This window comes from Thermococcus argininiproducens (assembly GCF_023746595.1).
GTDB lineage: Archaea > Methanobacteriota_B > Thermococci > Thermococcales > Thermococcaceae > Thermococcus_A > Thermococcus_A argininiproducens.
This window is the reverse complement of record NZ_CP080572.1, coordinates 810,175-836,116: the sequence shown is the minus strand read 5'-3', so window position 1 is coordinate 836,116 and position 25,942 is coordinate 810,175. Positions and strand designations below refer to the sequence as shown.

The window sequence follows — 25,942 nt, the reverse complement described above, 5'->3', positions numbered from 1 at the left end:
TTAAAAAGGTTTGCAAAAAGAGAACTACTTCTCCAAAGTTACCTCCTCTCCTGGGCCTAGGACAACCTCTTTTCCGAAAGCATAAACTCTTACACTCTTCAATTCATTGAGGAGTTTCACCTTTATCTCGTTATTTTTGATAACAAGATCAATCCAAGCACCTCTAAAAAAGAACCTAAGTTTCACTGATTTCCACTTTTGAGGCAACTTTGGTGAGATTTCTATCATGTCTTCCTTTATATCAATCCCACAGAATCCTCTGAAGAGTGCTTGCCATACCCCGCCTGCGGTTGCAAGATGGAAGCCATCATGAGTATTTCCATAAATGTTTTTAAGATCTATATAAGCACATTTCATGAAATAGTCATATGCCAAGTCTCCATAATCTAACCAAGAAGCTACTATACTGTAGGCCGGCATTGAAAGCGAAGAGGCATGGGTTGTTCGGACAATATAGTAATCAAAGTTCTTTTTAATTGTCTCAAGATCAAACTGTTCCTTTAACAGATATTGAGCTGCTATAACATCTGCTTGCTTTATGAGTCTTGTTTTTCCTATCCTTTTTCTTATCTCTTCAGGCAATCTTGCTTCTCCAATGCCATATGGATCAAGGTTGTAGTCTTCTAACTCAAAATACCCATCAAATTCCTCAAATACCCCTTCCACTTGTCTTGGAATATATATTCTCTCTGCTACCTGGAACCATCCACGAACTTCTTCCTCATCGACTCCTGCTCTTTTAATAGTCTCCATCCACTCACCGCCAAGCTCCAGAGCTTTTTTAAAATAAGCAACTCCTAAAAGAAGGTTATGCTTTGCCATTAAATTTGTGAAAAAGCTATTATCTACGTGCTCATGGTACTCATCTGGACCTATGACCCTTCGTATTACGTACCCTCTCTTCTCATCAAGTTCTACCCTACTGGCCCAAAAACGAGCCGTTTCAAGAATTATCTCAAGCCCATATTTTGACATGAACTCTTCATCTCTAGTAAACTTATAGTACAAGTCCACAGTATAAGCTATATCTGCGGTTATATGGTGCTCTTCCTCTCCTGTGTAAATTCTCACAACTTCCTTACCAGCCATGTCAAGAGGAACAAGAGAAGGAGTAGCCTCGTATCCATCGTCAGCAGACTCCCAAGGGAATTGAGCACCATCATAACCATTGAGCTTAGCATTTTCTTTAGCAGATTCTAGATTCCTGTACCTATACATCAGCATCCTCCTGGCATCCTCTGGAAAAACTGCTATAAAAAACGGGAGCGCATAGATCTCAGTATCCCAGAACACATGTCCCCTATAACCAAAACCGTGTATTCCCCTGGCTGTTAGAGAAATATTGCTATCTCTTGGAAGTGACTGAATCAAATGGAAGAGACTAAAGTTAAGCCCCTTTTCTGCCTCATCATCACCTTCAATCTCAATCTTGGCCTTTTTCCAAATATCATTCCAGTACTCTCTGTGCTCTTCATAAAGCTTCCCAAAACCCAATCCTACAGCTTCTTTGAGTTCTCCTAAAACTTCTTCCTTTAAATTCTCATCGTTTTTAGAGGATATAACCACGTATTTAACAAATTCATAAACCTTGTTAGGCCGAACTTGTAGACTTAGAACCTCTGCTATACCTCTACTACTCTTTATAACACTTCTCTCCACCTTTTCCTCCGTGATAAGGGAACTTCCAATCCCAATGTTATATCTCTCATCCAGTGTTCTAACCTCAGCATATATTGATTTTTCATCAAAATAAAGTTCCTTAAGTGAGCAATGTTTTACCATAATTTCTGGGCGGTAAGAAGGGTTTGCAACATCTGTTTCAATTGGATTTACCAAAGTTAATAAACCACCTTTACTCGCTTGAAATTTAAACTTTAATATAATAAGGTTCTTTCGTTTTCCATGAACAATCCTTAAACTCTCATATTGAATTTTCACTCCTTTGTGAGTCTCCATGTGAACCCAGGTCTTTAATGTTCCTTCCTCAATATTAAGTTCTCTTTCATATCTTGAAAGCTTGTGTGTGCTCAAATTAAGGGGTTCTCCACTAAACATCATCTGTAGCCCAATTACCCGAGGAGCATTCACTATTTCTCTATAAAAGTATGGAGCATAGTCATAAATCCCTGCAACAGTTGTACCATATATTGTGGGTTCAAGTTCAATTTCTCCCCTTAATCCAATATGGCCATTTCCCAATGTTAATATCGTACCATAAAGCTCCTCTTCTCTTGGCGAGTATCGGTTAAACTCGAAATTGAACTTCATACCTTACCCTCCTTTATTTCTATAAGCTGCTGAAGGTTCTTAGTAGTCAATTTGGCAAAATCATCAAAAGTCAAATCAGCACTATTCAACTTCGCTTCCCTTTCATAACCCAAAGTAAAGGCCCCAAGTTCTTTTCCAGCCTGAATACCTGCTGGAGCATCTTCAATTACGAAGAAAAATTTGATATCTGAAAAATTTCTTCTCAACTCTTCCATTGCCAATTTGAAAACCTCTTTTTTAGTTGGAGCCATTCCACTAACATTCACATCAAACAAATCAGCAAGTGTTTTCTCCCCAATCTTGACTTTTTTCGCTAGTTTTGTAGCATTTTTAGATGCGGATGCAAGAGCATTCTTTATTCCAGCTTTTTTTGCATTCTGTAAAAAGAGTATTGCATTCCAATTAACCTTGTATTCCTCCCTTTCAAACATCTCGTTGACTATCCTGTTCTTAAACTCCGCAAATTCATGTAGAAGTTCCTTTCTCTCTTCTTCACTTCTTGCGTTATATTTTTCATAAATCCCTTTAAGTTCTAATATCTTATGAGCTCCCTCATATCGTGGTTTCCCTGAAACATAGGCCACATAAAACTCATGATCAATGTCCGCTCCGTAGTGCCTTGCAGCTCTTTTCCAAGCTTCTTCGTGGGGAGTAAAGACTAACACGCCATCAAAGTCCCATATTAGTGCTATCTCCTTCATTTGGTACCCTCCAGTTCATCTTTCTATTTTCTCTATTATAATACGCTGAGCCTCGATATCTTCCACTTCTGCATCAAATCCTCCTATAGTTAATGTTCCTTCCTCACTTTCAAGAACAAAATTACTTACGATTCCAAAACGGTTTACAGAACGAACTCTTCCTTTGGTTTTTATGGGGTAACTACTTTTAATGTCTCTTCCTTCTACTGTAACTATGGGAGTGTAACCAAGCTTTAAGAGAGTTTCTAGTTCATTAAGCGCCATAGAAAATTCTATAAAGGTCTTTGGATACAATTCAGGCCTTGAAACCCAACAAAGAGCTTCCTTAGCCTTTATCCATAGATTATTATGAATGTTTAGTAACCTAAGTAATAAATCCTTTTCTTGAATGACATACCCATAAATCTCCGTATTTGAAACGGGAAGCTTGTGAACACTAAAGAACCTTCTTTTTGCATAAACTGCACTTGAAAGATCTGCAATAACAAGCAAAAAGTTCCCAAGCTCAGAGGTTTTTATTTTCACTTGATCTTTGAATCTCTCAAATTCCTCAAATCCCCCGGTTCCAGGGTATACCAAAAGATATAAGTTCACTCCTCTCTGAGCAGCCCCTAAAAGATAATGTTTGAGCTCTTTAAAAATAGGAGATGGCAGTTCTGCTCTAATTTCTACTTCTGCAGAGTTAACTATCTCTATAATGCTAGCTAATACACCTTCTAAACTCCTAACCATAGAGATATACGGTCCCTCTTCTTCCGATCTGCTTTTTATTTTCGTAAGTTCTTCTTGAAGCGTGGTTTTTAGAAGATCAAATTTCATTTTTTGAATATCTATGAGAGCACTTATATCACTTGCAGTATATATTCTAGGCCTCCCCGCAGAAGCTCTAATAAACCCCTTCCTGATGAGGCTTTGGATTATGTTATATAATTGAGGTTGATGTATATCCAATGACTCAAGAAGATCCTTCACGGTGGCCCCATTCCTCACAAGAATAGCAAGATACACTTCAGCTTCTCTTTTTGTGAGTCCTAGTTCCTGTAGCTTCTCAATCAAAAACGCATAGTTTTCCATTGCTACACCCCCACTGCCCCGTGCTACTATACTTTTTCTGCATTAATACTATTTAAATATATTGTATACTATATCAGTAAGGTTTATATAATATCATTGTAGTATAAAAATTGAAAGACCATATTACTTAACCCTAGGTGGGAGGGAGAAAAATGAAGAAAGTTCTCTTTGGAGGTCTTTTGATTTTTGCCCTGCTTTTTGCAGTAGTAGCCTCAGGATGTATTGGAGGCCAAACTCCAAGCCCAACAACAGAAACAAAGACCGAAACCGAGACCCAGATCCAAGAAAAAGTCTTCATAAGATTTGCAGGTTGGAGCGCTGGAGAAACTGAGATGAAAAACTATCAAAAAATGATCGCTGAATTTGAGCAAGCAAACCCGAACATTGGTGTTAAATATGAGGTCATTACTCAAATGTTCCACGAAAACATCCTAGCTTCATTTGGAGCTGGTGTTGCTCCAGACATATTCTACGTCGATAGCGCATGGTCACCAATATTCATTGACAAAGGAGCTCTATATCCAATATCCGAACTTGCAGACCAAAGCTTTGTTGATCAATTCTATCCATTCCTCTTAGAACCCTTTAAGAAGGATGGAAAGCTTTATGGTCTTCCAAAAGACTGGAGTATGTTAGCTCTCTTCTATAACAAGAAACTCTTTGAGCAAGCAGGATTAACAAAACCACCTGAAACTTGGGAGGAGCTTGAACAATACGCAAAGATAATAGCTGATAAAACCGGAAAACCTGGCTTGGCAATTTATCTTGGTGGATTCAACAGATACGTACCTGTTGCTGTGAGTAACGGTGCTCCAAAGCCTTGGTTTGAAAAACCTGAAGATGCAGCTTGGTTTGACAATCCAGTGGTTAAAGAAACCCTTACTTGGTACATAAACCTCTACAAGAAAGGAAAGATTGAGAGAGAAGAACAAGGATTAACTCCTTATGTTGTACAACCCGGAGATGTAGGAGCAGGATGGCTTGGAGATGCCTTTGGTCAACAAGAAGTTGCTATGGTAATAAGTGGAAACTGGATGATACCATTCCTAGCGGATCAGTTCCCTGACTTCAAGTATGGAGAAGACTGGGACATTGCTCCAGTTCCAGCTGGAAAAGAAGGCAGAGTTACAATGGCATATACAGTAATCTTAGGAATAAACGCAAAGAGTGAGCACCCACAAGAGGCTTGGAAATTTGTAGAATTCTTATTAGGTCCAGATGGACAAAAAGAACTTGTTGTCAAAGGAGGACACACACTACCAAGCATAAAGGGCTTTGAGAACGACCCAGACATGTGGCCACAACACAAGAAAACACTCTCCTTTGAGTACGACGAAATGATAGTGTTCCTTTGGGGTCCAAAATCAGGACCACTTGAAGGTAAGTTCAGTGACGCAATGGCTGCTGCAATGAGAGGAGAAATGACAATTGACGAAGCAATAGACGTTATGAAGCAGGTTGTTCAAGAAGAATTAAGTGGCTGAGGTGACTGATATGTTTTCTTTTTCTTCTTTTTATGAGAAGGCTAGAAATAAGGAGATTGTTGCTGGTTTATCTCTCATCTCGATCGCTGTCATCCTAAATCTCGTTTTTGGATATTTTGCAATGGGATTTGCCTTTTATTTGAGCTTTTTCAAGTGGGATTATATAGGCACAATGCAATTTGTGGGGTTAAAAAATTTTGAGATAGTGTTAAGAGACCTAATGAGAGGTCTCAACGGAGCCTCATATTTACTTTCTCCGTTTTATACAGGATTAAAAAACATCCTTATTTACACTGCAATAGTTGTCCCCGTACAAACGTTTCTTGCTATAGTTTTAGCCTCTTTCGCAAATCAAAAGATTAAGGGACAACAATTCTTTAAAGTGTCCTACTTTCTTCCTGCAACTACATCTTCCGTTATAGTCGCCTTGATTTTCATTTGGCTCTTCATGAAAAACGGTTTTATTAATTTTGCACTTTCCCATGTAATTCCAGGATTTCAACCAATAGACTGGATAAACGATAGAAATTACCTCCTCTTAGCAATAGCCACTGTTGCTATATGGGGAACCAGTGGGCACTTTATGGTGTCTTTCCTAGCAGCAATGCAAGCGATTCCCAAAGAAATATACGAAGCAGCTATGCTAGATGGCGCAGGCCCCATAAGAAGATTCTTCTTCATAACAATCCCAATGTTAAGGCCCATGATAGTGTATGTAGTGGTTATGGGTCTTATTGGGGCCCTCCAGATGTTTGACCTAGCCTGGGTAATGGCTGGGGCGAATGGCGGGCCAGGAGGGGCAGGATACACAGTGGCACTGGACATCTATAACGAGGCATTTACAAGAATTAACCCCGGGGTTGCAGCAGCTAAAAGTTGGTTCCTCTTTGCTATAATCTTTACAACCACATATATCTTCCAGAAAAAATACGGGAGGGCTATGAGATGACACCCAAAGAAAAGGAACTATTAATACGTCGCATATGGGTTGTAATAACCTATGCAGTCTTATTAACCTTTGCACTCGTTTATCTAATGCCATTCATCCGATCTCTTGTAGCTTCTTTTATGACATGGGCTCAAGCTTCAAGATACCCTCCAGAGTGGATGCCTAGTCCATTCACCCTAGAGAATTATCAGAAACTCTTTAGATTGGAATTATTCCCAAGATGGATTAGAAACACGGCTCTTTATGCGGGTTTAATAGTTGCAGGTAATATAATGTTTACCAGCATGGCCGGTTATGCATTTGCTAGATTGAAATTCCCAGGGAGAGACGTTCTCTTTTCAGCTCTACTTTCACTCTTGATGATTCCCATGTTCGTAACCTTAGTGCCAAATTACATTATAATATATAAGCTTGGACTAATAGACAACATCTTTGGACTTGCCCTTCTGGGCCTCACTAATGTCTCGAGTATATTCCTAATGAGACAGTACTTCATGTCCCTTTCCACCGAAATATTTGAAGCTGCTCGTTTGGATGGATGCGGACCGATAAAATCATTTTTCTACATTGCTCTACCTCTAGCAAGACCTGCCCTTGGAGCAGTGGCAGTATATCAATTCTTAGGCTCTTGGAATGCATTTATAGGCCCACTGATCTTCTTAAGATCTCCTGAGAACTTCACACTCCCAGTAGGACTTAGTTTTGCTTTCCAACGAAGCATGTGGACTGAATACACTCCAATAATCGCAGGTTCACTCGTGGCATCCGCACCCACGATAATCCTCTTCCTTGTGCTGAATAAGTATCTGATTAGAGGCATAGTAGTTACGGGAGGGAAAGGCTAATGGCGAGGGTTTTGCTGAAGAATGTCACAAAGAAATTTGGAAATGTAATAGCTGTTAGTAGGCTAAACCTTGAAATTAAAGATGGAGAGTTCATGGTGCTACTTGGTCCAAGTGGATGTGGGAAATCAACAACTCTTAGAATGATTGCTGGATTGGAAACACCTACAGAAGGTGAGATATGGATTGGCGATCAATTAGTTAATGAAATAGACCCTACTAAGAGAAATACAGCAATGGTATTCCAGAGCTATGCTTTATACCCCCATATGACTGTCTTTGGGAATATTGAATTTCCTCTAAGAATGGCTGGTGTTCCAAAACAGGAACGAGCCAAAAAGGTAAAAGAAGTTGCAGAGTTCCTGGGAATAAGTGAGTTGTTAAATAGAAAACCAAGCGAGTTAAGTGGTGGGCAACAACAAAGAGTGGCACTTGCAAGAGCCCTTGTAAGAGAGCCCGAGGTGTTTTTACTAGATGAACCTTTAAGCAACTTGGATGCAAAAATAAGAACCCAAATGCGTTTTGAGCTTAAAAAACTCCTAAGCTATGACTTAGGAATAACAACAATTTACGTAACTCACGATCAGGTCGAGGCTATGACAATGGCCGATAGAATAGCCGTTATGAATAAAGGAGTTCTCCAACAAGTTGGAACTCCAAATGAAATCTTTTACAAACCCGCGAACACTTTCGTCGGTACGTTTGTAGGGAGCCCCCCTATGAATCTAATTGAAGGAGAAATAATTGTAAAAGACAACAAGACACTCTTTAATGCTGGTGAATTTTTGTTAGAGCTTCCAATGGAAATGGAAGCCAGAGAGAAAGTGATTCTAGGCTTCAGACCCCAACATGTAGAAGTAAGCAAAGACGCAAAGGAAGGGTTTGTTAAAGGAAAGCTCCTAGGTATCGAAAAACTAGGGGTAGAAAGTTATGGCCATATTCCCTATGGCAACTTAGAGATAGTTGTTCAACTTCCAGAAAGTATGGGAACCAGTGTGAAAGAGGTTTACTGGAAACCAAGGGCAGACAGGATATACATATTCGATGCTAAAACAAGAGAACTCATTTATGGATAAGGAGGGAACTTTTTGAAAAAGAAATATGCGGCTATTATTTTTTTATTCATATTTACAATTCTGTTTCTAACTTATGGATTCAGGTACGATTGTACTCCTCCAATAAATGGATACACACGAGTTTCAGACAAACCAATTTTATCTCCAGGAGAGTATCCTTTCGAAAGCAAAGCAACGTTTAATCCCGCAGCAATTGTTGTTAACGATACAATTTATCTATTCTACAGGGCCCAAGACAATAAATTTAGATCTTATATAGCTTTAGCAACTAGTAAAGATGGGATAAACTTCAAAAAGTATCCTCAACCCGTAATATATCCCACTCTCCCAGAAGAAAGAATGGGGTGTGAAGATCCAAGAATTGTAAAAATCAACGATACCTACTACATGACATATACAGCTTTTGATGGTTCCACTGCAAGACTTGCAATAGCTTCAAGTAAAGATCTAATACACTGGGAAAAACATGGAATAGTGTTCCCTGAATGGCCATGGACAAAAAGTGGTGCAATACTCCCAGTTGAAATAAATGGAACTTATATAATGTTTTTTGGAGATTGGAAAATCTGGATTGCATACAGCAAAGATTTAATTCATTGGAAAGCAGACTGGAAAAATCCAATACTAGAGGCAAGGTTAAAAATGTTTGACGAACGTCTCGTAGAACCAGGACCACCCCCAATACTCACAGACAGAGGTATTTTGCTATTTTATAACGGAGCAAGCTGGGAAAAAGGCTATAGTATTGGGTGGGTTCTACTCGATCCCTCTAATCCCTATAGGGTTATCGCAAGGTCTGATGAGCCTATATTTGAACCACAATTACTTTGGGAAAAAGTGGGGAATGTTCCAAATGTGGTTTTTGCTGAAGCTCTAGTAAGTTACAAGGGGAAGTGGATCATGTACTATGGAGCAGCGGATAAGTACATTGGAGCTATCACAGCACCAGCATGTAGATTTAGCTTCTATGGAAAAGAAATCAAAATCGCATGGTTTAATGAGTGGCTTAACAAGGTCTTCTGGAGATTATATGGAGAAAATTACCCATAAATCAAGGCAAAATCTAGATCTTTGTTACTCAATCCTGAGAATATTGCCACAAGAGTGTTAGAGGGGTGATAAAATGAGAATAGCAATGATAACTCCTCATGGAGATCCATTGGGGAAATTGGGTGAACCAGACACCGGAGGTCAGTGTGTCTACATTAAAGAACTAAGTAAGCATCTAGGAGAGTTGGGAGTAGAAGTAGATATGTTCACCAGGCAGAGGGGTGGAAAACCCCCTATAGAACACATTAACGAAAATGTTAGGGTAATTAGGATAGAATGTGGCCCTGAAGGCTTCATTCCGAAGGAGAAGCTAATACCATATTTACCAGAATTCACTGAAAAGATTGCCATATACATGAAAGAAAGAAATTATGAAATTCTCCATACTCACTACTGGGATGGTGGTTTTGTAGGATTAAAACTCAAGGAAATATTTGAAGTTAAAATGGTACATACTTCCCATTCTCTTGGAATTCTGAAAGCAAAAGCTCTAGGGGACTTTGAACCATACAAAGATAGGATTGCTCTCGAAAAAGAGATTTACGATAAGAGTGATGCTGTAATAGCAACTACAAACATTGAAAAGAAAGACATAGCTACCCTTTATGAAATTGACGAGAATAAAATCCACGTGATCCCCATAGGGGTTGATACGAGCTTTTATAAACCAATAGGAGAGAAAGAGAAGTTAAAAAAGGAGCTTAAACTTCCAAAAGTACCATTGGTCTTCACTCTAGCAAGACTTGACCCAAGAAAGGGTTTAGACTTGCTCATAAAGAGTGTTCCCTATATTAAAGAGCATTACGAGGGAGATTTTCTAGTTCTAATAAGTACCGGAACTGGAGCAAAGGAAGAAGAACCAGAAAAACAGAAGCTTTTACGTTTAATTAAAGAATTGAAAGTTGAGGATCGTGTAAAGATAATTCCCGCAATAGAGCCGAGAGAACTAGTTCCAAAATACTATTCAGCAGCAGATGTCTTTGTTCTTCCCTCTCCATACGAGCCATTTGGAATAGTCATGCTTGAAGCAATGGCATGTAAAACTGCTATGGTGGGAACAAAGTTTGGAGGTCCCGCAGAAGTTCTAGAAGATGGTTACGATGGATTCTTAGTAGACCCGAAAAATTCTGAAGAAATGGGAACCAAGATTGCAGAGCTGTTAAAGAATAAGGAGAAGAGAGATACCTTTGCGGAGAGAGCATATCAGAAAGTTCTCGAAAGATACTCCTGGCATAGTGTGGCCGAACAAGTACTCCAACTCTTTAAAGGATTATGAGGTGACAACATGACTGATATTTTGGCATTAGGAGAAGCATTAGTTGACTTAAAACTCATAAATAATCAAATAAGTATGCACGCTGGTGGCTCTGTCCTTAACTTTTCTTATTATGCTGAACAAGCTGGGACAAAAGTGAAATTTATTGGCACTATAGGAAATGACTTTTTAGCAGACCACATAGAAAGTGAACTCAGATACTTGAATTCAAACATAAAGCCACTTCGTATAGGCCAAAACACAACCCTAGTTTTAATAAAAGAAGCTGGAAAAGATTTTATAATCTATAGAGGAGCTGACAGGTTCTTAACCTATGATACAATTGAGAGAAATTGGAAAAAAGCAGATATTGTACATACCTCTGCATTTGCACTCTCTCTGAAGCCTGCTAGTGAGGCCATTCTTAAAGCATTAAAAAAAGCAAAGGAAGAAGGAGTATTGATCTCAATAGACCCCAATTATCGTAAAGAAATATGGAAGAAATGGAATGCTAAAAAAGAAAATCTACTACAGGCCCTCGCAATGGCAGATTATGTTAAACCCTCATTTGAAGATGCTAAAGAACTCTTTGGAGTAAAAACTCCAGAAGAAGCATTAAAGGCCTTTAAAAACGCAGGAGCGAAGAATATTATATTAAGTATGGGAGAAAGAGGAGTTATTGCACTTACTGAAGACAACGAGGTTATTAAAGTACCCGCAAAGAAAACTAACATTGTGGAGCTCACAGGAGCTGGAGATTCACTTTTTGGAACAGTGATGGCAAATATAGCAAAGGGATATTCTCTCAATGAAGCTATACAAGAAGGAATCAACGTAGCAACTCAAGTTATAAAAAACCCGAAGAATCTTGTAAGAATAACACAGAATTTTAAACAAAAATAAGAAAAAAGTTCACTCGCTTTCTCCCTTAAGCTTCATGATCTTTATTCTTCCAAGAGTTTCCCAGTACTCAACGTTGATTCCCTCTTTAAGTTTATCTTTGATGTCCTCGTTAACCCCTGTAGCTATTGGAACATCAAAGAGATCGTAAGTTTCCATGTCCATAAGTTGGATTGTATCAGGGGTGATGGCTATGATTTGCCCGGTTCTCTTGTCGATAATTGGAACATCAACCTCTGCGCTTGTTGGCTTTACAATGCTCCTAACTTTGCCATCGAAGATTCCAACTGCCTCGATTCTTGCCTTTGCTGAACCGTGTTTTCCAGGGGATGAAACTGTAATGTTGCCTATTCTGCACGGTTCATTATCAATAAGGATATATCTCCCAGGTTTGAGCTTACTAACCTGAACTCTGGTTTTGTCTCCCATTTTCTTTACCTCCCACAAATGTTCTTGATGTGGTTTATTTTACTCATTTAAAAAATTTTTGAAGAAGATTTACTTTTTCTTTTGAAAGCCTTGCCCTTAAGAGCGGAGAGAAGGTCAGCAGAGTAAACTGGTTTCATAACTAACTATAACTTCATTCACAACAGTCCATGCCATAAGCGGTTCTCTGTAAATGCTGACTTTTTCTCCCTTTATATCGCTTAGAAAGTCTCCATGAGGAAAGCCGCCCACGATGACTACGGGTGAAGTGTACTTAGTCAGTTTCTTTCCAAACTCCTTAGGCATCATAAATTTTCCTTCCTCATGCATGATAAACACTGCATCTGGGACTATCTCCTGGATGAGTTTAGAAAGAGTCTTCTCCTCAATTCTCAATAGTGCTAAATCTTTAGGAACAACCTTATTCTTGAATAAACTCTCCATTAGCCCCACAAAGCGGTTGTAGTTCCTTGGTAGCCTTGTTTCAGGTTTTATGTAAATCACCTCATTATTCCTCGTGTGCACATAAACCCTAAGCTTGCCTTCCTTATTCAAGATACTCTCCAAGGCATTCATGAGGCATAGGTGAACTATATCAGGCCTACCTCTTCTTTCTCCATCCTTTAAAGATTTCAATACAGAATGATGATAGGTAGAATCAAGAAGAACCTCCTCTGGTCGTTTGTTTCTCTTTTTTGCATAGTTGATAATTATAGGATGGTTTCGAAGCTTTTTTGGGACAAGCTCAAGCTCACTGTCAGCTATTATCAGATGAAGCATTTTTACTCACCTCTATTTGAATACCTCTATTCTTAAGTCCATTCATTATTTCTAGATATGTGTCTTCTCTCATTCCTAAGATCTCCGGAGGGATAACACCATATGCACAAGCACCTCTACCTACAATGCGAGCTATTATGGCTGTCGTAAAACCGGTGACACGGGCCATCGATGTAAAGCCATCTTTTTCTTCATCATACAGAAAATATCTAAGTTCCATAGGTTTACCACTAATTCTGCCTTTTCCAATAACTTCCATTATTGAAAAATCCGGGCTTTCATACGTCATTAAGGGGGATATCACATTAAGAGTATTTTCCAAGTTTTCCGGATTGAAGAATCTAAGTTCCCTTAAGATTTTCATCTTGGCTAAATGCCCTGGCCAGCGGAGTGTCCATTCCTCTAGCCTCTTAGCATTAATATTCTCAAGAAGCGAACGCAGACCATCACTTATAAATCCCTCAAATTTCTTCCCATTAATTTCAATGATTTTAATATCCCCCAATGGATCTACTGATAATATCTCTCCATCCTTTACAATTCTCGCAGGCCTAGTATATTCTTCAATTAAATCATAAGGAGACCATGTTATTCTATAATATAATGGGGGCTTAGGCTCTTTTGGAAGGCCTCCGACATAAATATAGGCCTCTTTGAGTTCATCCATTTTCTGATAAATTCTTCCTAAAAATATATGGCTGAGACCCGGGGCAAAGCCAGCGTCAAATACCACCGTCACCTGATTTTTTTCTGCCTCTTTTTGGAGCTCAAGAGGATTTTCAGGCATAAAAGAAACATCAACTATATCAACACCTGCTTTAATTGCGGCTTTAACAGTAGAATAACCGAACCTACCTGGCAGTGCTCCAATAACTAATTCAGATTGCCGCATGATTCTAACTAGCTCATTAAAGTCCGAGGCATCTATTTTTATGGTTTTTACAAATTTTGAGAGTTCTTTTAATCTCCTTTCACTTACATCGCCAACAGAAACATCAAACTCATCTTTTAAATCCCAAGCTATAGCCTTTCCAACGTTACCTGCACCTAATACCAACACCCGCACTATAAACCACCTCTTCTTTCTTAAGCCAAAATTATATAAAATGCTATCGAAAAAATATTTAAGATGAGATTTAGCCTTCCAAGTTTTCTAAGAAGAAGAGGTCTTCCAGAGGAATTACTTGAGACTTCAGAATCAAAGATCATGCACATAAGTGATACACCAGATAACATATACTCATTCATTCTCAACTTAATAGAAAAGAGTAGGCCAAAGTACATAATTCATACCGGAGATCTCGTAGACAATATAAAACTCGAAAGACGGCCCGAACTTAAGGATAGATATAAAAAGAGAGTTCAAGAACTTTTAGATATTCTCGAAAACTCTAACGCCACAGTATATATAGTGCCTGGAAATGAAGATGATCCAGAAATACTCAAAAAATTTTCTAGAAAGGCAAAAATAGTAAAGCCTGGTGGCATCATAGAAATAGAAGGAATTAGACTGGCTTTGGCCCACGAACCTTGTGAGTTAAAAAACAATGAACCCATTGATTTTGCATTGTATGGGCATAACTTTAAAGTTATCGAGAAAGGCTTAAATGGAATCCTAAACATTAATTTCATTCTCCCACAAAGCAAACGTGTTATTAAGGTCAAATACCCAGATGGAACAAATTTTGAAAGAGGTTATAGAGTGATGAGGGGATTATAATGAGATTAATGCGTTTTGGACCTTCAATGTTATTTTTAAGAACCTCTAACGTTGAAGTTGGAGAGAATTTCATCACCAACCTTTTTGGAGTTCCAAAGACATCCGTTGAGGAAGCATGGAACCAAAGTGGTGAACTTGATACTATTGTTTTTGTAACACCGGCCGAAGAATGGAAAACTATACTTGACCTAACGAGAGGAGCCTTTTTGATAAAAATGAGAAGCGATAGCGTATTAAAAGAACTTTTAAATGCAAAAGCCCCTTTTGACAGAGCAAATCTCGGACCACAAATAATATTGTTGAGAGTTCCTAAAGAAGCAGAAAAAATCTCGGAAATAATCCCTCAAAGATACAATGCAATTGAGACTAGCTTTGCCCGAGGAGTAAACGAAGGAGAGGAGAAAGATACTCTTCTTTTAGTAACGGACAAAAAGCTTGTCGAACATCTCAGTGTAGGAGATTTAAAAGGAGCCTTTTTAATCAAGAAAAACTTCATAGATGTATATAGAGCCCTCAGAATAGACTTACCAATCCTGCTTTTTAAGTTACTTCCAGAGGGATGGCGAGAAATAACCATAAGAATATATGACACAAAAAAGAGATACGAAGAAAATATTGAGCGTGTGCTTTTAGTTCTTGAAGATCTCGATCTAGGATACGTTGTAAGCGAAGGATGGGACTGGGACTATCCAAGGCCTTTTATGAGAATTAGAGTTTACAAGATAAAACTCATAACTTGGGAAGATCCCCTCAGGATAAAATTCCTTCTCAAGGGACTAGAATATAGAGGATATCAACGATTTGCAGATATCGATGTGTTTGTGGAAAAGAAGAAAATTCCTTGGATAGAAGTTTCCAGAGAATATTCCTCAAAATTTGATGTTGCTAAGGCAGCACGAGATGAGCTTGAAAGTTTGTTAAGTGAAGAAACTAGAAAAATACTTCACGAAATTGAAACTAAAATTTTAAATGACGAAGATCTTCAAGGGGAATCTTGAATTCCTTTCCATAATCATCCAAACGTGGAGACTTTCTAATTTTAATTTTTAATGTTCCTTCTTCGTGGATAACTTCTACCACTCTAGAAGCTGCCTCTTCTACTTGTAAAAGCAGTGCCCTTGTTGCTATATCCCTGTTTATGAAATAAATTCCCACCCTCTCTTCATCGCCAAAAACATACCGTGTGTAATTTGTAGCGTATAATTCAAATGCCTCTTTCCTTTCCTGCAGATGCACAAGCTTTTCCATTCCGAAGATGAAATACACTATATTTTTATGGGTTTCATAATATTCCCGAAGAATTTTGGAATACTTAGATGCGTATACTGTAATATCTTGGTGGGGATCAACATAGCCTATTATTTTACCAAGCTTTATGTTCCCTCCTATTTTTATTACATCAAGCTCATGTATGAAAGATGTATCCTCTCCGGCCACATCAAGATTTAATTTTAACATTGATAAAATATCCAGAACATCCAAGACAAGCATATTGTCAGCATTTTTCTTAGAGATTTCTACCAGCCATTTAAAAATTAAATGAATGGGCTCACTAGAAGAATATTCTATGACAATTCCTTCTCTCCACATCACCGATTTTGTATATTCCAGGATTTCATCCACTGTGGAAGTCATAATTCTATCACCCCACCCAAATGATCAAGTTTAGGTGCTTTTTTAATAAAAAATCTGTCTCCTCTACCATTAATCTCAAGAACTCTTGTGGAGCTCTCATACCATAGGGCCTTGACCTGAGCACTCATGAGACCCTTCAGAGCAAAAACAAAGATCATGTTTCCCTTAAACAATGGCCTTCTTACAACTTTATCAAAATACTCCTCGACCCTATAGGAAGATTCCTGGAAGGAGTACATGAACTTTTCCGTGCCCAAAAACACAATAACGGCCTTATCAGATTTGACCTTTTCGAAGAATAACCTTACTGCATCATTATACTCTTTAAGTTGCACGTAGAACTCTTCCATTATTCTAACCCTTCCAATTACCTCTCCAAGTTCAACCTTGCCTCCTCCTTTAATAACACAGAGATTTTCCAAATGATGAGTGCCATATCCCAAAAATCTAAGCTGCTGGACAAAGAGATGAAATGTATCCAGCATGTCAACTATTAAGAGTGGTATCCCCTCTTCATTGCTCCATTTCACCAATCCATCAAGAAAAAGTTCTGGATGCGACGTGGATTCATACTCAATGAATATTCTCTCTCCCTCACAGATATCATTTAAAAAGTCCCCCAATTGCAACCTCATTGGAATTCACCTAAAATTATTGTTATTAGCATGTTATTAAATGTTTTTCTTTCTATTTTAGAATTTTTTCTGTACCTTCGCCACAAAAAAACCACTAGTATTATGTTCATCCGGATAGAATCGTCTTGCTTTAGAGAGTTCAGAACTAAGCTCTATGTCAAATGGAGAGGTCAAGGCCGGTTCGCCAAATCGAAGAGGTAAAAGTGTAACATCAAAGTTATCGAGCACCCACTGAATCACAAATTCATTCTCCTCTGGTTCCAATGAACATGTAGAATATACCAACACTCCCCCAACCTTTAGATTCTCTAATGCAACCTTAATCATTTGTATTTGCAGGTTTTGACAGAATTTAATATCTTTAATTGTTCTATTTGCTTTTCTTTCTGGATTTTTATGAATTGTACCACTACCAGTACAGGGAGCGTCCAAAAGAATTTTATCAAACTCCATGCCAAGTTCTCCCATATACAGAGAACTTTTATGAACGAGGATGGTATTTGTCACTCCAAGTCTTGAAAGATTAAGTCTGGTCTCTTTTAGTCGGTCTCCCCCTACATCAAAAGCATATATTACTCCCTTGTTTTCCATCAGTTGGGCCATATAAGATGTCTTTCCTCCTGGAGCTGCAGCCATGTCTGCTACAATTTCTCCAGGCTTTGGCTCAAGGGCCACTGGTGGATACATTGAAGAGGCTTCTTGGATATAAATTAACCCTCCCAGATATTCTGGAGTCGAGGTGATAGAAAAAGGCTCTCTAGTTAAACAAAAGCCTTCTCTAGCCCAGGGGACGCGCTTAAATTGAAACCCTTTTTTGTTTAACATCTTAGTAAGCTTTGATACACCAACACGAAGGGTATTGACTCGAAAGCATCTTGGAAGAGATTTTTCCATTGCTTCAGCTATTCTTAAAGCCCTCTCGCCCCAAAGTTGATAATAACGCTCTGCAAACTCTTTTGAATAGCCAAGGGCAAAAAGTCTTTCTATCATGAGTAAAAATTTAAAAAGAAATTTATTAGGTTTTTGTCTTCATCTCTCGAAGGGGCTCTCTTTTAAACTTTCATTAACAAAACGGATTATATGTCTCACGTCCTGCTCTATGGTTTCAACCTCTGGCTTCATGAAGACATATAGTACGTTGGTTTTTGGAGTAAGTGATACATGCTTAACATTTTCAGCTTTAGAAAATCCTTGAATGAAGTCTCTAAGTAGCTCTACATCGCGTCTTTTCTCAAAGAGCACCTCGTACTGTTTTCCATTCACTTCAATCACTTCCCTCTGAAGAAGTTCTTCATCCTCAATCTTCGGTTTAAACCTATAATAGCCCCTCTGAATCAAGTGTACTTCACGTCTAATTGTGGTGTAAGGTTTTATAACAAAATATATCTTGTCATGCCTATTAACTATCTTTGAAATTGGGAAATAGAGAATGCTTTGTCTTGGTAGAAGTGTCAAAGTATATTCAAACTTATCCAAATTGCCCTCATTGACCTTATAAAATGCCCTAAATCCTACATATCCACCTATCCACACGTATTCTTTGTCTTTCGGTTTTACTATACTTTCTATTGTCCGTAAGTAGTATTCCATTATGCTTAAGTTCAATCTTCTGCCTTTATAGAACTGTAAAGCTGCCACTGCACCCAAAACCATTATCAAAAGCAACATCTCAGGAGTAACCTTCATTATTAAACCTCCTTTATTGGATAATATCTCTGAAATGTCATATCATCAATTATCTCAAAGTTAACTTTGCCCTCTAAAACCTTTACTATATCCTTAACAATCCGTGCATGCACTGCCCAGTTAAGAGCCATTTCAAAAGGATGTCTAGGAGTCCTACGAGCAAGACCCAAAAAGATAACTACTTTATCATCCTCCTTTCTTATTAAACTCACAATGCCAAGGCTCACTATATCCTCCCCACTTATTGGCTCTCTAACTTTTTTGAGTTCTTCATAGATTTCCTCAATCTCCAACTATTAACCCTCCAATTTTTTCCAGCCATTCTATACCTCTGGGCTCCTCTTCAAACATAGGTACCATTACAATGTCAATTCCCCTGAATATTCCTTCTATTTCCCTTAATACTTTTTTCTGAGCCTCTATTTTTACTCTTATCCTTGGAATATCCTCCTCAAGTTCAATAATCTTGTTTATGACTACCAAATTAAAAGGAATCTTAAACTTTCTTAATGCTTCATGAGCCCTTTCTGTCTCGTATAAAGGAAGCATTTCTGGATTCATCACTGCAATTACACTGGTTCTTTTAGAATTAGTGATAGTTTCACGAACGAGTTTTATTTCTCCCTCATAACTTCTCAGTTCCCTCATAACAGGATCTTCTTCCTCCCTACTCGGAAGTTTATACTTTTCACCTTCAATTACAAACTTTCGTTCTCCTTGGATATTTTCTATAGCTCTTCTCTTTTCTAAAATCTTTTTCCTAATTTCTATGAGCTTTTTTGTCCATATAAGTGCAATTTCTGGAAGAGCTAACACTCTAAGGGTTAATCCCGTAGGTGGTGTGTCAAAGATTATAATGTCCCACCTATTCCCTTCTTGCAATATTTCTCTAATCGCCTCAAGTGTAGCATACTCCTCTATACCCGGGGAAAAGCTGAGGACTTCAAAGTATTTCTCTAGATTTATTACTGTAAGGTAACGGTACATATGCTTTAGATTTTCCTCTAAATGTTTCAAATAATTCTTGATTAACTTCTCCATATCAAGTTCCATTGCATAAAGGTTTTCAGTTATCTGTTTAGGCTTATCCTCTAGTTTAACTTCAAATACATCACCAAGGTTGTGAGCAGGATCTATTGACACTATCAGAGTTTTATAACCCTTCCTAGCTAAAGCAACTGAAACGGCTGCCGAAGTAGTTGTTTTACCAACTCCTCCCTTCCCTATGAAAAATAAAACTCTAAAACCTTCTTGTGGAAATAAATACTCTTTCATTTTATCACCTCATGTAATTTCAAACATTGCGGCAATTTCTCCAAATATATCATCCATCTCACCAGCTCTTCTTTGCATGACATAAATTTCCCTAATCATATGAGGCATTAACCTCATAACAAGTGTCGTTGGAGGGGATGGGACCCCTACGAATGACCCCATAAGTACCAAGGCAAAGACATTTTCAAGTTCTCTCTCTTCAAATTCAATATACTCTGTTGAGCGTGCTTTGAATGACCTGAAAAAACCTTTAAAAAATGCTTTTATATTCTCAAACATTTAACCACCCCGTCTTTATGGTTAATGAATTAACAGATTTCTTTTGCATAATATAGATTTCCCTAACCATATGGGGAAGAAGCCGGTAGCTAATATCTACAGGAGGATTTGGGATCCCCACATAACTACCCAACAAAAGAAGAGCAAAAACATTCTCTAACTCTTCAAGTTCCCACTGGATCCCCCTAAGATAATAAAGCTTGAACCCCTTATTAAACTCCCAAAGAACACGAACAGGCATTAAAACCCAATATAAGATCTTTCTTAAAAGTTTTTTCGCCATGTCATCACCTCAAAAATTATTTAAAATACGGAAAATTTAAAAATTAAAGAAAGAAGGCTCACGCTGGAGCAACCTCATACTCTTCTGTCGGCCTCTTCCATGCAAGATAGAAGTCGTATCCAAGTAGGAAGTTGAGTAATAGACCTACTGAGAGAGCACCTTTTACTGCTATAGTTGTACTCATGTTGGGCAATGGAATCACTATGAGATACCAGACAATAGCTACCGTAACTGTAATCCATAAGAAGAGTGCAGGAATTAGTACTGCATAACTCCATTTTCCAGCGTTTTGTACCTTGTATGCCCACAAAGCTGCTGTCATCATAGCAATTGAAGCCAACAACTGGTTCATACCTGCAAATGCTGGCCATAGTACCTTATATCCAGCGCCCCATGCCATCCAAGTTCCGAGACCTGCAATTATTATAGAAGCAATCCACTTGTTTGTGAGAGTATTCCAGATTCCCTGGCTGGTATCAGTTACCATTCCAAATAACTCCTGCCATGCAAATCTTCCAAGCCTTGTAGCAGTGTCAAGTGAAGTCAATGTGAATGCTGCAATCCAAAGAGTTGCAAATGTCTTACCTAGTGTAATGTCTATTCCATAGAAATCGGCCAATCCTTGTGCATAACCACCGATAAATGTTCCAAGTCCACCCTTGGTAATATACTGGGTTCCCCATTCAGCAACATTAAGTCCAGTTAATTTGACACCATAAACTGCTATAGCAGTGATAACGATTGTAGAAAGGAATCCTTCAGTGAACATTCCACCATAGCCAACAAGTAATCCGTGAATTTCTTTGTCAAGTTGCTTTGATGATGTTCCAGAACCAACTATGGAGTGGAAACCACTTAAGGCACCACATGCAATTACCAACGGTACTGTTGGCCAGAAGGGCGAGGGTTGTCCTCCAACAACATTTGCTGACCACATCGTAAACCCTGGAGCCTCAAATGGCTTCGCAAGGGCTATAAATGCAATACCTCCAATGAGGAGACCAAACCATAGAATGTAAGCGTTTAAGTAATCTCTGGGTTGGAGAAGTACCCATACTGGTAATGACGATGCAATGATGATATAAACCATCAATATAATATTCCAGTAGTGGTATGCTTGAGTATAAGCAGCACTGGTAGCATCTGTTTGCCCTGGAACAAATATCAAGGGGTTCTTAAATCCAATCCACACTGCTATCACAAGGAGTATCAATCCTATTGCTGTTGCAACGTAGAAGTTAACGTTCATCTTGTACATCATCCATCCTAGGAGTATTGCCACTAAAAGGAACAGTAACGTTGCTGTTGCTGCTTGTGGAGTTAAAACGAGCAGTCTTGCAGTAACAGCTACGAATGCTGCAACAACCAATAGCAAAGTAAACCATATATACACCTCAAATGAAATACCTGTTCTTCTGCTCATTATCTTTCCAGCGATCCACTGTACAGATTTTCCATCGTATCTAACTGAAGCCATTAATGCCAAATAGTCATGTACTGCCCCAATAAAGACGTTACCAAACCATACCCAAAGCAATGAGGGTATCCATCCCCATGCCATTGCCACTGCTGGACCTACTATTGGCCCAGCTCCTGCAATACTAGCAAAATGGTGTCCATAGAGAACAACTGGATGTGCAGGGACGTAATCTACACCATCATAAAGCTTGTGGGCTGGTGTTGGTCTGTTTGCATCTGCTTTGACTACTTTGTTTTGAAGACTCTTTCCATAAGTAAAATACATAGCCACATATATTATTGCAGCGGCCAATATAATCACTGCAGAGTTCATCTAAAACACCCCCAAAGGAAAATCCATCATAAACTTATTCTATGGTAAAATATATATGCCTTTCGGAAATCCGGGCGTTTTCACAAATAAATTTCGAGAAGTGTACCATATAGAAGTAAAAATAAAGTATTTAATCCACAGGTTGAGTCAAAAACAAAGAAGAAGACCTAACGCAAAGAAACAGTAAAACTCACCCTAGTTCTATTAGTGGTTGGCCTGTATCGACTGTGTCACCCTCCTTAACAAGGATTCTCTTAACAACACCATTTACGGGTGAAGGTATCTCATTTTCCATTTTCATTGCCTCTAACACAAGAAGCCCCTCACCAATCTTAACCTCATCGCCCTCTTTAACAAGAACCCGAAGAATCTTACCAGGCATTGGAGCAGTGACTACGCCTTCCCCACTAACAGAAGGTGCAGAAACACTAGGCACTTCAATTGGAGCTGCGGGAGTAGAAACTTGTGCCATGGACACTTGCGGTACTGCTTGCATAGGAATTTCTGAGGGAGTATAGGATGGTATGACTAAAGCTTCAAGACTAACTCCTTCTATTCCAACTTCATATTCCCTACCCGCCACATAGACCTTTATTATTCTGCCTTTGGGTTTTTCCTCAACGGGTTTGAGCTTTCCTTGTTTTCTTAATTCAAAGAATTCTAACGCTACTTGTGGGAATAATGCATATGTTAGTATGTCTTCCTCTTTTTCTAAATAACCCTTTTCTTCAAGTTCTCTTCTTGCTTTCTCAAGCAGAGGTTCAAGCAGATCCGCAGGTCTAACGGCTATAGGTTCCTCATCTCCAAGAATAAGCTGCTTAATTTCTTCTTTTATCTGAGCTGGCGGTATGCCATAAAGTCCCTTAACATAGTTTTTAGTTTCTTCTGTGATCATTTTATACCTTCCAAAGAGAACATTAAAAACAGCCTGAGTTCCTACTATCTGAGAAGTCGGAGTTACCAAAGGAGGATAGCCAAGTTCTTCTCTAACCTTTGGAACTTCTTCAAGAACCGTTTCTAACTTATCAAGGGCCTTCATTTCTCTGAGCTGTGAAATTAAGTTTGAATACATTCCCCCTGGGATTTGATGAATCAAAACATTTGGATCGCCATGAAGTGCTCTTTTGTTCATTAGATGTTCATACTTTTCCTCAAGAATTCTCCTTAAATAGCGAGAAATTTGGAAAATAAGCTTCATATCAAGTTTGGGTTTGTCCCCATTTCTTAATGAGTAATAGATACTTTGAATTGCTGGTTGAGCAGTTCCATTTGCCAATGGATAAATAGCAGTATCTATGAAATCAGCCCCAGCTTCCACTGCTTTTAAATAGGTAGCCGAAGCTAAGCCGCTGGTTGCGTGAGTATGAACATTAACTTTTATCCCATAACGTTCTTTAATCTCCCTCACAAGATCATAAGCTGTTTGAGGATCTAAAAGAGCAGCCATGTCTTTGATTGTGATATAATCCACATCCAACTCTATTAACTCATCAACTTTCTTCATGTAGTACTCCAGAGTAAAAACTTTTCCGGTAGTATAGCTTATTGCCCCCTGAACTTCGGCTCCAACTTCTTTGGCTTTTTTAATTGCAGTTTTCATGTTTCTAACATCATTGAGAGCATCAAAGACTCTAAAAATATCAATCCCATTTTTGTGTGCAAGCTCAACAAACTTTTCCACAACATCATCGGGATAGTGCTTATACCCTACAACATTCTGCCCTCTAAGCAACATCTGGAGCTTTGTTTTCCTTACATACTCTCTTAAGACTCTTAATCTTTCCCAAGGATCTTCTCTCAAAAAGCGTAGGGCAGCATCAAAAGTTGCCCCTCCCCAGACTTCCATTGAATAGAACCCTATCTTATCCATTTTCTCGGCTATTGGGAGCATATCAGTTGTTGAGAGCCTTGTTGCAATAAGTGACTGATGAGCGTCTCTAAGAGTAGTATCTATTATCCTAACCATCCTCCTCACCTCAAGCCCCATTTAAAATTGGCCTTTATAATCCTTGTCTTTAGCAAATTAAGATTTTATTGGCCATCAAAGCTCAAAAAAGAAAAATTATGAACGTGATTATACATTGCAACCAGAAAAAGGAAATATGTGTATCAAACCAAGCCTTCAGCTTTAGCTGCCTCTTCAGGACCTTCATTCCTATGTATCACCCTCAAAAGGGCCCTTATAAGAGTTTCTGGGTTCTTTCTTTGGAAAATATTTCTACCTACAACAGCTCCACTTCCCCCAGCTTCAATTACTTCCCACACAAGGTTTAAGAAATCAAGTGGATTACTTGTCTTCGCGCCTCCGCTTAGAAGAACTGGAACTCCTGAAGCTGCTTCCACAACCTTAGCAAATGTTTCTCTTGAACCTGTCCAGTAAGTTTTAATCATGTCTGCTCCCATCTCTGCAGCAGCCCTTGCTCCATACATTACCACTCGATAATCTTCCTTTTTTCCGTACTTTTCATTAATGTAGGGACCTCTTGGATATGCAAATTGAACAACAGGATACCCTAAATCATGAGCATAACTAGCTATCTCTGCAAACTGTCTCATCATAGCTCCTTCATACGGACTTCCCCAATAAACTGTTGCAGCCACAGCATCAGCACCAAGCTTAATTGCGTCCTCTACAAAACCAAGTTGGTCTTGCATGAGCCACTCCTCTTTTGGTCTAAGTTCGGTCTTGCTAGTAAGCTTCACCATTAAACCTACCTCTTTCCCAATGAGCTCGTCTCCAGCAATCCTAGCTATTCCTGGAAGCATCATAACACCATCGATCCCCGCCCTTACGACCTTTCTAATAATGACCCTTGGATTAATGTGCTCCCAAGTTTCTTCAAAATCTGTCGGACCATGTTCAAATCCATGATCCATCGCAAAAATCAAGGCCCTTCCATCTTTTCTAAAGAATCTCCTCAGTCTCCTCTTTATGCCAATATTGTTGTAAGATTCCATGCTAATCACCTCTAGTGATACATTGCCTTTTTAGAATTTAAACCTTTTTAGAATTTAAACCTTATCGTTAACTTAAATAACCCTTTAACCCCAAAGATTTCTGGTGAAAACCATGTTGGGACTTAACACAAAGAAGATCGGCAGAAAGATTGTTTACTTTAAGAAAATAGACTCAACTAACGAATACGCAAAGAGAATTGCTGCTCATGAGGAAGAAGGCACAATAATAGTGGCGGATGTCCAAGAGACAGGATATGGAAGAAAATTTAGAACGTGGGCATCCCCTCAAGGGGGACTTTGGATGAGTGTTATTCTAAAGCCAAATACAACCCCAGAACATATGACAAAACTCGTTTTTCTTGGAGCCCTAGCAGTGGTTGAAACCCTTGAACAGCTTGGAATTGAAGGAAAAATAAAATGGCCTAATGATGTACTTGTTAATGAAAAGAAAATATGTGGAATCCTAGTAGAAGGAAGCTTCTCCGAGAAGGAGGTTTACTACATTATTCTAGGCATAGGTATGAATGTTAACAATTCCTTACCCCAAGAGCTTGTGAGTACTTCCACCTCGTTAAGAGAGGTATTGGGAGTGGAAATACCCATTATAGAAGTTTTTAAGATTCTTGTAGAACGCCTAGAACACTGGTATAGAGAATTTTTGGCAGAGAAAGATGCCCTCATACTTCAAAAATGGAGAGAAAAGGCCATTTTAAGAAGAGAGGTAAAAATAATAACGGAAGACAAAACCTTAACTGGAAAGGCCTTAGATATTGACGAATTTGGTGCTTTGATCCTTGAACTTGAGGATGGAAAAAGGGAAAAAATTCTCTATGGAGATGTGTCATTAAGGTTTAAGTGATTCTCTATTCTTTCC

At 38.7% G+C, this 25,942-nt stretch carries 27 protein-coding genes; 10 read left to right on the top strand and 17 right to left on the bottom strand.

Translation table 11 applies throughout. The features are described from left to right. Positions 1-24 precede the first annotated feature (24 nt). Genes K1720_RS04365 through K1720_RS04355 form a run of 3 tightly spaced genes read right to left on the bottom strand, consistent with a single transcriptional unit; the run spans position 25 to position 4,043 of the window. Positions 25-2,268, bottom strand: coding sequence for a glycoside hydrolase family 65 protein (locus K1720_RS04365; protein WP_251950218.1), 2,244 nt, complete (start codon positions 2,266-2,268; stop codon positions 25-27). Next, complete coding sequence (locus tag K1720_RS04360) at positions 2,265-2,969, bottom strand: HAD family hydrolase (protein ID WP_279347067.1); 705 nt, start codon at positions 2,967-2,969, stop codon at positions 2,265-2,267. Before K1720_RS04360 ends, K1720_RS04365 begins: the two co-directional genes overlap by 4 nt. A 15-nt stretch (positions 2,970-2,984) precedes the next feature. Next, positions 2,985-4,043, bottom strand: coding sequence for a TrmB family transcriptional regulator (locus K1720_RS04355; RefSeq protein WP_251950216.1), 1,059 nt, complete (start codon positions 4,041-4,043; stop codon positions 2,985-2,987). A gap of 152 nt (positions 4,044-4,195) precedes the next feature. Between K1720_RS04355 and K1720_RS04350 the strand changes: the two genes are divergently transcribed. From K1720_RS04350 to K1720_RS04320, 7 genes are all read left to right on the top strand, one after another. Continuing rightward, complete coding sequence (locus K1720_RS04350) at positions 4,196-5,527, top strand: ABC transporter substrate-binding protein (RefSeq protein ID WP_251950214.1); 1,332 nt, start codon at positions 4,196-4,198, stop codon at positions 5,525-5,527. Positions 5,528-5,537: 10 nt separating this feature from the next. Further along, the gene (locus K1720_RS04345) at positions 5,538-6,476 is read left to right on the top strand and encodes a carbohydrate ABC transporter permease (RefSeq protein ID WP_055280688.1); all 939 of its coding nucleotides are present in this window, start codon (positions 5,538-5,540) and stop codon (positions 6,474-6,476) included. Next, positions 6,473-7,321 carry a carbohydrate ABC transporter permease gene (locus K1720_RS04340; protein ID WP_251950212.1) on the top strand — a complete coding sequence of 283 codons (849 nt, stop codon included), beginning with the start codon at positions 6,473-6,475 and terminating at the stop codon, positions 7,319-7,321. Before K1720_RS04345 ends, K1720_RS04340 begins: the two co-directional genes overlap by 4 nt. Further along, positions 7,321-8,394, top strand: a complete 1,074-nt coding sequence (locus tag K1720_RS04335) for an ABC transporter ATP-binding protein (RefSeq protein ID WP_251950210.1) — start codon at positions 7,321-7,323, stop codon at positions 8,392-8,394. Before K1720_RS04340 ends, K1720_RS04335 begins: the two co-directional genes overlap by 1 nt. A 12-nt stretch (positions 8,395-8,406) precedes the next feature. Beyond that, positions 8,407-9,444, top strand: a complete 1,038-nt coding sequence (locus K1720_RS04330; protein WP_251950208.1) for a glycoside hydrolase family 130 protein — start codon at positions 8,407-8,409, stop codon at positions 9,442-9,444. Positions 9,445-9,517: 73 nt separating this feature from the next. Continuing rightward, the gene (locus tag K1720_RS04325; RefSeq protein WP_251950206.1) at positions 9,518-10,720 is read left to right on the top strand and encodes a glycosyltransferase; all 1,203 of its coding nucleotides are present in this window, start codon (positions 9,518-9,520) and stop codon (positions 10,718-10,720) included. Between the two features lie 9 nt (positions 10,721-10,729). Continuing rightward, positions 10,730-11,602 (top strand): carbohydrate kinase family protein, encoded by an 873-nt coding sequence (locus tag K1720_RS04320; RefSeq protein WP_251950204.1) that lies wholly within the window; start codon positions 10,730-10,732, stop codon positions 11,600-11,602. A 9-nt stretch (positions 11,603-11,611) separates the two neighbouring features. Here K1720_RS04320 and K1720_RS04315 read toward each other — a convergent pair whose 3' ends face one another. The 3 genes from K1720_RS04315 to K1720_RS04305 form a co-directional block, all read right to left on the bottom strand. After that, complete coding sequence (locus K1720_RS04315) at positions 11,612-12,028, bottom strand: translation initiation factor IF-5A (protein ID WP_167888359.1); 417 nt, start codon at positions 12,026-12,028, stop codon at positions 11,612-11,614. 114 nt (positions 12,029-12,142) lie between these two features. Continuing rightward, positions 12,143-12,805, bottom strand: a complete 663-nt coding sequence (locus K1720_RS04310; RefSeq protein WP_251950202.1) for a 16S rRNA methyltransferase — start codon at positions 12,803-12,805, stop codon at positions 12,143-12,145. Continuing rightward, positions 12,783-13,871, bottom strand: coding sequence for a saccharopine dehydrogenase family protein (locus tag K1720_RS04305; RefSeq protein ID WP_251950200.1), 1,089 nt, complete (start codon positions 13,869-13,871; stop codon positions 12,783-12,785). Before K1720_RS04305 ends, K1720_RS04310 begins: the two co-directional genes overlap by 23 nt. Before the next feature lie 63 nt (positions 13,872-13,934). Between K1720_RS04305 and K1720_RS04300 the strand changes: the two genes are divergently transcribed. Together K1720_RS04300 and K1720_RS04295 are read left to right on the top strand one after the other, a co-directional pair. Beyond that, positions 13,935-14,525, top strand: a complete 591-nt coding sequence (locus K1720_RS04300) for a metallophosphoesterase family protein (RefSeq protein ID WP_251950198.1) — start codon at positions 13,935-13,937, stop codon at positions 14,523-14,525. After that, on the top strand, positions 14,525-15,523 hold the full coding sequence (locus K1720_RS04295; protein WP_251950196.1) for a hypothetical protein: 999 nt from the start codon (positions 14,525-14,527) through the stop codon (positions 15,521-15,523). The genes K1720_RS04300 and K1720_RS04295 overlap by 1 nt, the downstream gene beginning before the upstream one ends. Here K1720_RS04295 and K1720_RS04290 read toward each other — a convergent pair. The 11 genes from K1720_RS04290 to fba form a co-directional block, all read right to left on the bottom strand. Next, positions 15,483-16,160: a DUF257 family protein gene (locus K1720_RS04290; RefSeq protein WP_251950194.1), complete on the bottom strand. Its 678-nt coding sequence runs from the start codon at positions 16,158-16,160 to the stop codon at positions 15,483-15,485. The two genes, K1720_RS04295 and K1720_RS04290, sit on opposite strands and share 41 nt — an antisense overlap. Further along, positions 16,157-16,795: a DUF257 family protein gene (locus K1720_RS04285; protein WP_251950192.1), complete on the bottom strand. Its 639-nt coding sequence runs from the start codon at positions 16,793-16,795 to the stop codon at positions 16,157-16,159. The genes K1720_RS04290 and K1720_RS04285 overlap by 4 nt, the downstream gene beginning before the upstream one ends. A 57-nt stretch (positions 16,796-16,852) precedes the next feature. Continuing rightward, a complete protein-coding gene (locus K1720_RS04280) occupies positions 16,853-17,785 on the bottom strand; it encodes an NOL1/NOP2/sun family putative RNA methylase (RefSeq protein WP_251950190.1) in 933 nt (310 codons plus the stop codon). A 39-nt stretch (positions 17,786-17,824) separates the two neighbouring features. Beyond that, positions 17,825-18,481, bottom strand: a complete 657-nt coding sequence (locus K1720_RS04275; RefSeq protein ID WP_251950189.1) for a hypothetical protein — start codon at positions 18,479-18,481, stop codon at positions 17,825-17,827. 2 nt (positions 18,482-18,483) lie between these two features. After that, a complete protein-coding gene (locus K1720_RS04270; protein WP_251950187.1) occupies positions 18,484-18,774 on the bottom strand; it encodes an iron-sulfur cluster assembly protein in 291 nt (96 codons plus the stop codon). After that, the gene (locus K1720_RS04265; RefSeq protein WP_251950185.1) at positions 18,764-19,756 is read right to left on the bottom strand and encodes an ArsA family ATPase; all 993 of its coding nucleotides are present in this window, start codon (positions 19,754-19,756) and stop codon (positions 18,764-18,766) included. The genes K1720_RS04270 and K1720_RS04265 overlap by 11 nt, the downstream gene beginning before the upstream one ends. A 9-nt stretch (positions 19,757-19,765) precedes the next feature. Beyond that, positions 19,766-20,035 (bottom strand): DUF7990 family protein, encoded by a 270-nt coding sequence (locus K1720_RS04260; protein WP_251950183.1) that lies wholly within the window; start codon positions 20,033-20,035, stop codon positions 19,766-19,768. Then, positions 20,028-20,318, bottom strand: a complete 291-nt coding sequence (locus K1720_RS04255) for a DUF7990 family protein (RefSeq protein WP_251950181.1) — start codon at positions 20,316-20,318, stop codon at positions 20,028-20,030. Before K1720_RS04255 ends, K1720_RS04260 begins: the two co-directional genes overlap by 8 nt. A gap of 58 nt (positions 20,319-20,376) precedes the next feature. Then, positions 20,377-22,110, bottom strand: a complete 1,734-nt coding sequence (locus K1720_RS04250; protein ID WP_251950179.1) for a carbon starvation CstA family protein — start codon at positions 22,108-22,110, stop codon at positions 20,377-20,379. A 190-nt stretch (positions 22,111-22,300) separates the two neighbouring features. Then, complete coding sequence (gene oadA / locus K1720_RS04245) at positions 22,301-24,076, bottom strand: sodium-extruding oxaloacetate decarboxylase subunit alpha (protein WP_251950177.1); 1,776 nt, start codon at positions 24,074-24,076, stop codon at positions 22,301-22,303. Between the two features lie 143 nt (positions 24,077-24,219). After that, positions 24,220-25,068: a class I fructose-bisphosphate aldolase gene (gene fba, locus K1720_RS04240; RefSeq protein WP_251950175.1), complete on the bottom strand. Its 849-nt coding sequence runs from the start codon at positions 25,066-25,068 to the stop codon at positions 24,220-24,222. Positions 25,069-25,180: 112 nt separating this feature from the next. On the opposite strand from fba, the gene K1720_RS04235 reads away from it, so the two are divergent. Next, positions 25,181-25,927, top strand: coding sequence for a biotin--[acetyl-CoA-carboxylase] ligase (locus K1720_RS04235; protein WP_251950173.1), 747 nt, complete (start codon positions 25,181-25,183; stop codon positions 25,925-25,927). The last annotated feature ends 15 nt before the right edge of the window (positions 25,928-25,942 follow it).

Bases quoted from the DNA above. Each gene is read 5' to 3' on its own strand.
- K1720_RS04365 (WP_251950218.1), bottom strand. From the start codon at position 2,268: ATGAAGTTCAATTTCGAGTTTAACCGATACTCGCCAAGAGAAGAGGAG.
- K1720_RS04360 (WP_279347067.1), bottom strand. From the start codon at position 2,969: ATGAAGGAGATAGCACTAATATGGGACTTTGATGGCGTGTTAGTCTTT.
- K1720_RS04355 (WP_251950216.1), bottom strand. From the start codon at position 4,043: ATGGAAAACTATGCGTTTTTGATTGAGAAGCTACAGGAACTAGGACTC.
- K1720_RS04350 (WP_251950214.1), top strand. From the start codon at position 4,196: ATGAAGAAAGTTCTCTTTGGAGGTCTTTTGATTTTTGCCCTGCTTTTT.
- K1720_RS04345 (WP_055280688.1), top strand. From the start codon at position 5,538: ATGTTTTCTTTTTCTTCTTTTTATGAGAAGGCTAGAAATAAGGAGATT.
- K1720_RS04340 (WP_251950212.1), top strand. From the start codon at position 6,473: ATGACACCCAAAGAAAAGGAACTATTAATACGTCGCATATGGGTTGTA.
- K1720_RS04335 (WP_251950210.1), top strand. From the start codon at position 7,321: ATGGCGAGGGTTTTGCTGAAGAATGTCACAAAGAAATTTGGAAATGTA.
- K1720_RS04325 (WP_251950206.1), top strand. From the start codon at position 9,518: ATGAGAATAGCAATGATAACTCCTCATGGAGATCCATTGGGGAAATTG.
- K1720_RS04320 (WP_251950204.1), top strand. From the start codon at position 10,730: ATGACTGATATTTTGGCATTAGGAGAAGCATTAGTTGACTTAAAACTC.
- K1720_RS04315 (WP_167888359.1), bottom strand. From the start codon at position 12,028: ATGGGAGACAAAACCAGAGTTCAGGTTAGTAAGCTCAAACCTGGGAGA.
- K1720_RS04310 (WP_251950202.1), bottom strand. From the start codon at position 12,805: ATGCTTCATCTGATAATAGCTGACAGTGAGCTTGAGCTTGTCCCAAAA.
- K1720_RS04300 (WP_251950198.1), top strand. From the start codon at position 13,935: ATGAGATTTAGCCTTCCAAGTTTTCTAAGAAGAAGAGGTCTTCCAGAG.
- K1720_RS04295 (WP_251950196.1), top strand. From the start codon at position 14,525: ATGAGATTAATGCGTTTTGGACCTTCAATGTTATTTTTAAGAACCTCT.
- K1720_RS04290 (WP_251950194.1), bottom strand. From the start codon at position 16,160: ATGACTTCCACAGTGGATGAAATCCTGGAATATACAAAATCGGTGATG.
- K1720_RS04285 (WP_251950192.1), bottom strand. From the start codon at position 16,795: ATGAGGTTGCAATTGGGGGACTTTTTAAATGATATCTGTGAGGGAGAG.
- K1720_RS04280 (WP_251950190.1), bottom strand. From the start codon at position 17,785: ATGATAGAAAGACTTTTTGCCCTTGGCTATTCAAAAGAGTTTGCAGAG.
- K1720_RS04275 (WP_251950189.1), bottom strand. From the start codon at position 18,481: ATGAAGGTTACTCCTGAGATGTTGCTTTTGATAATGGTTTTGGGTGCA.
- K1720_RS04265 (WP_251950185.1), bottom strand. From the start codon at position 19,756: ATGAAAGAGTATTTATTTCCACAAGAAGGTTTTAGAGTTTTATTTTTC.
- K1720_RS04260 (WP_251950183.1), bottom strand. From the start codon at position 20,035: ATGTTTGAGAATATAAAAGCATTTTTTAAAGGTTTTTTCAGGTCATTC.
- K1720_RS04255 (WP_251950181.1), bottom strand. From the start codon at position 20,318: ATGGCGAAAAAACTTTTAAGAAAGATCTTATATTGGGTTTTAATGCCT.
- K1720_RS04250 (WP_251950179.1), bottom strand. From the start codon at position 22,110: ATGAACTCTGCAGTGATTATATTGGCCGCTGCAATAATATATGTGGCT.
- oadA (WP_251950177.1), bottom strand. From the start codon at position 24,076: ATGGTTAGGATAATAGATACTACTCTTAGAGACGCTCATCAGTCACTT.
- fba (WP_251950175.1), bottom strand. From the start codon at position 25,068: ATGGAATCTTACAACAATATTGGCATAAAGAGGAGACTGAGGAGATTC.
- K1720_RS04235 (WP_251950173.1), top strand. From the start codon at position 25,181: ATGTTGGGACTTAACACAAAGAAGATCGGCAGAAAGATTGTTTACTTT.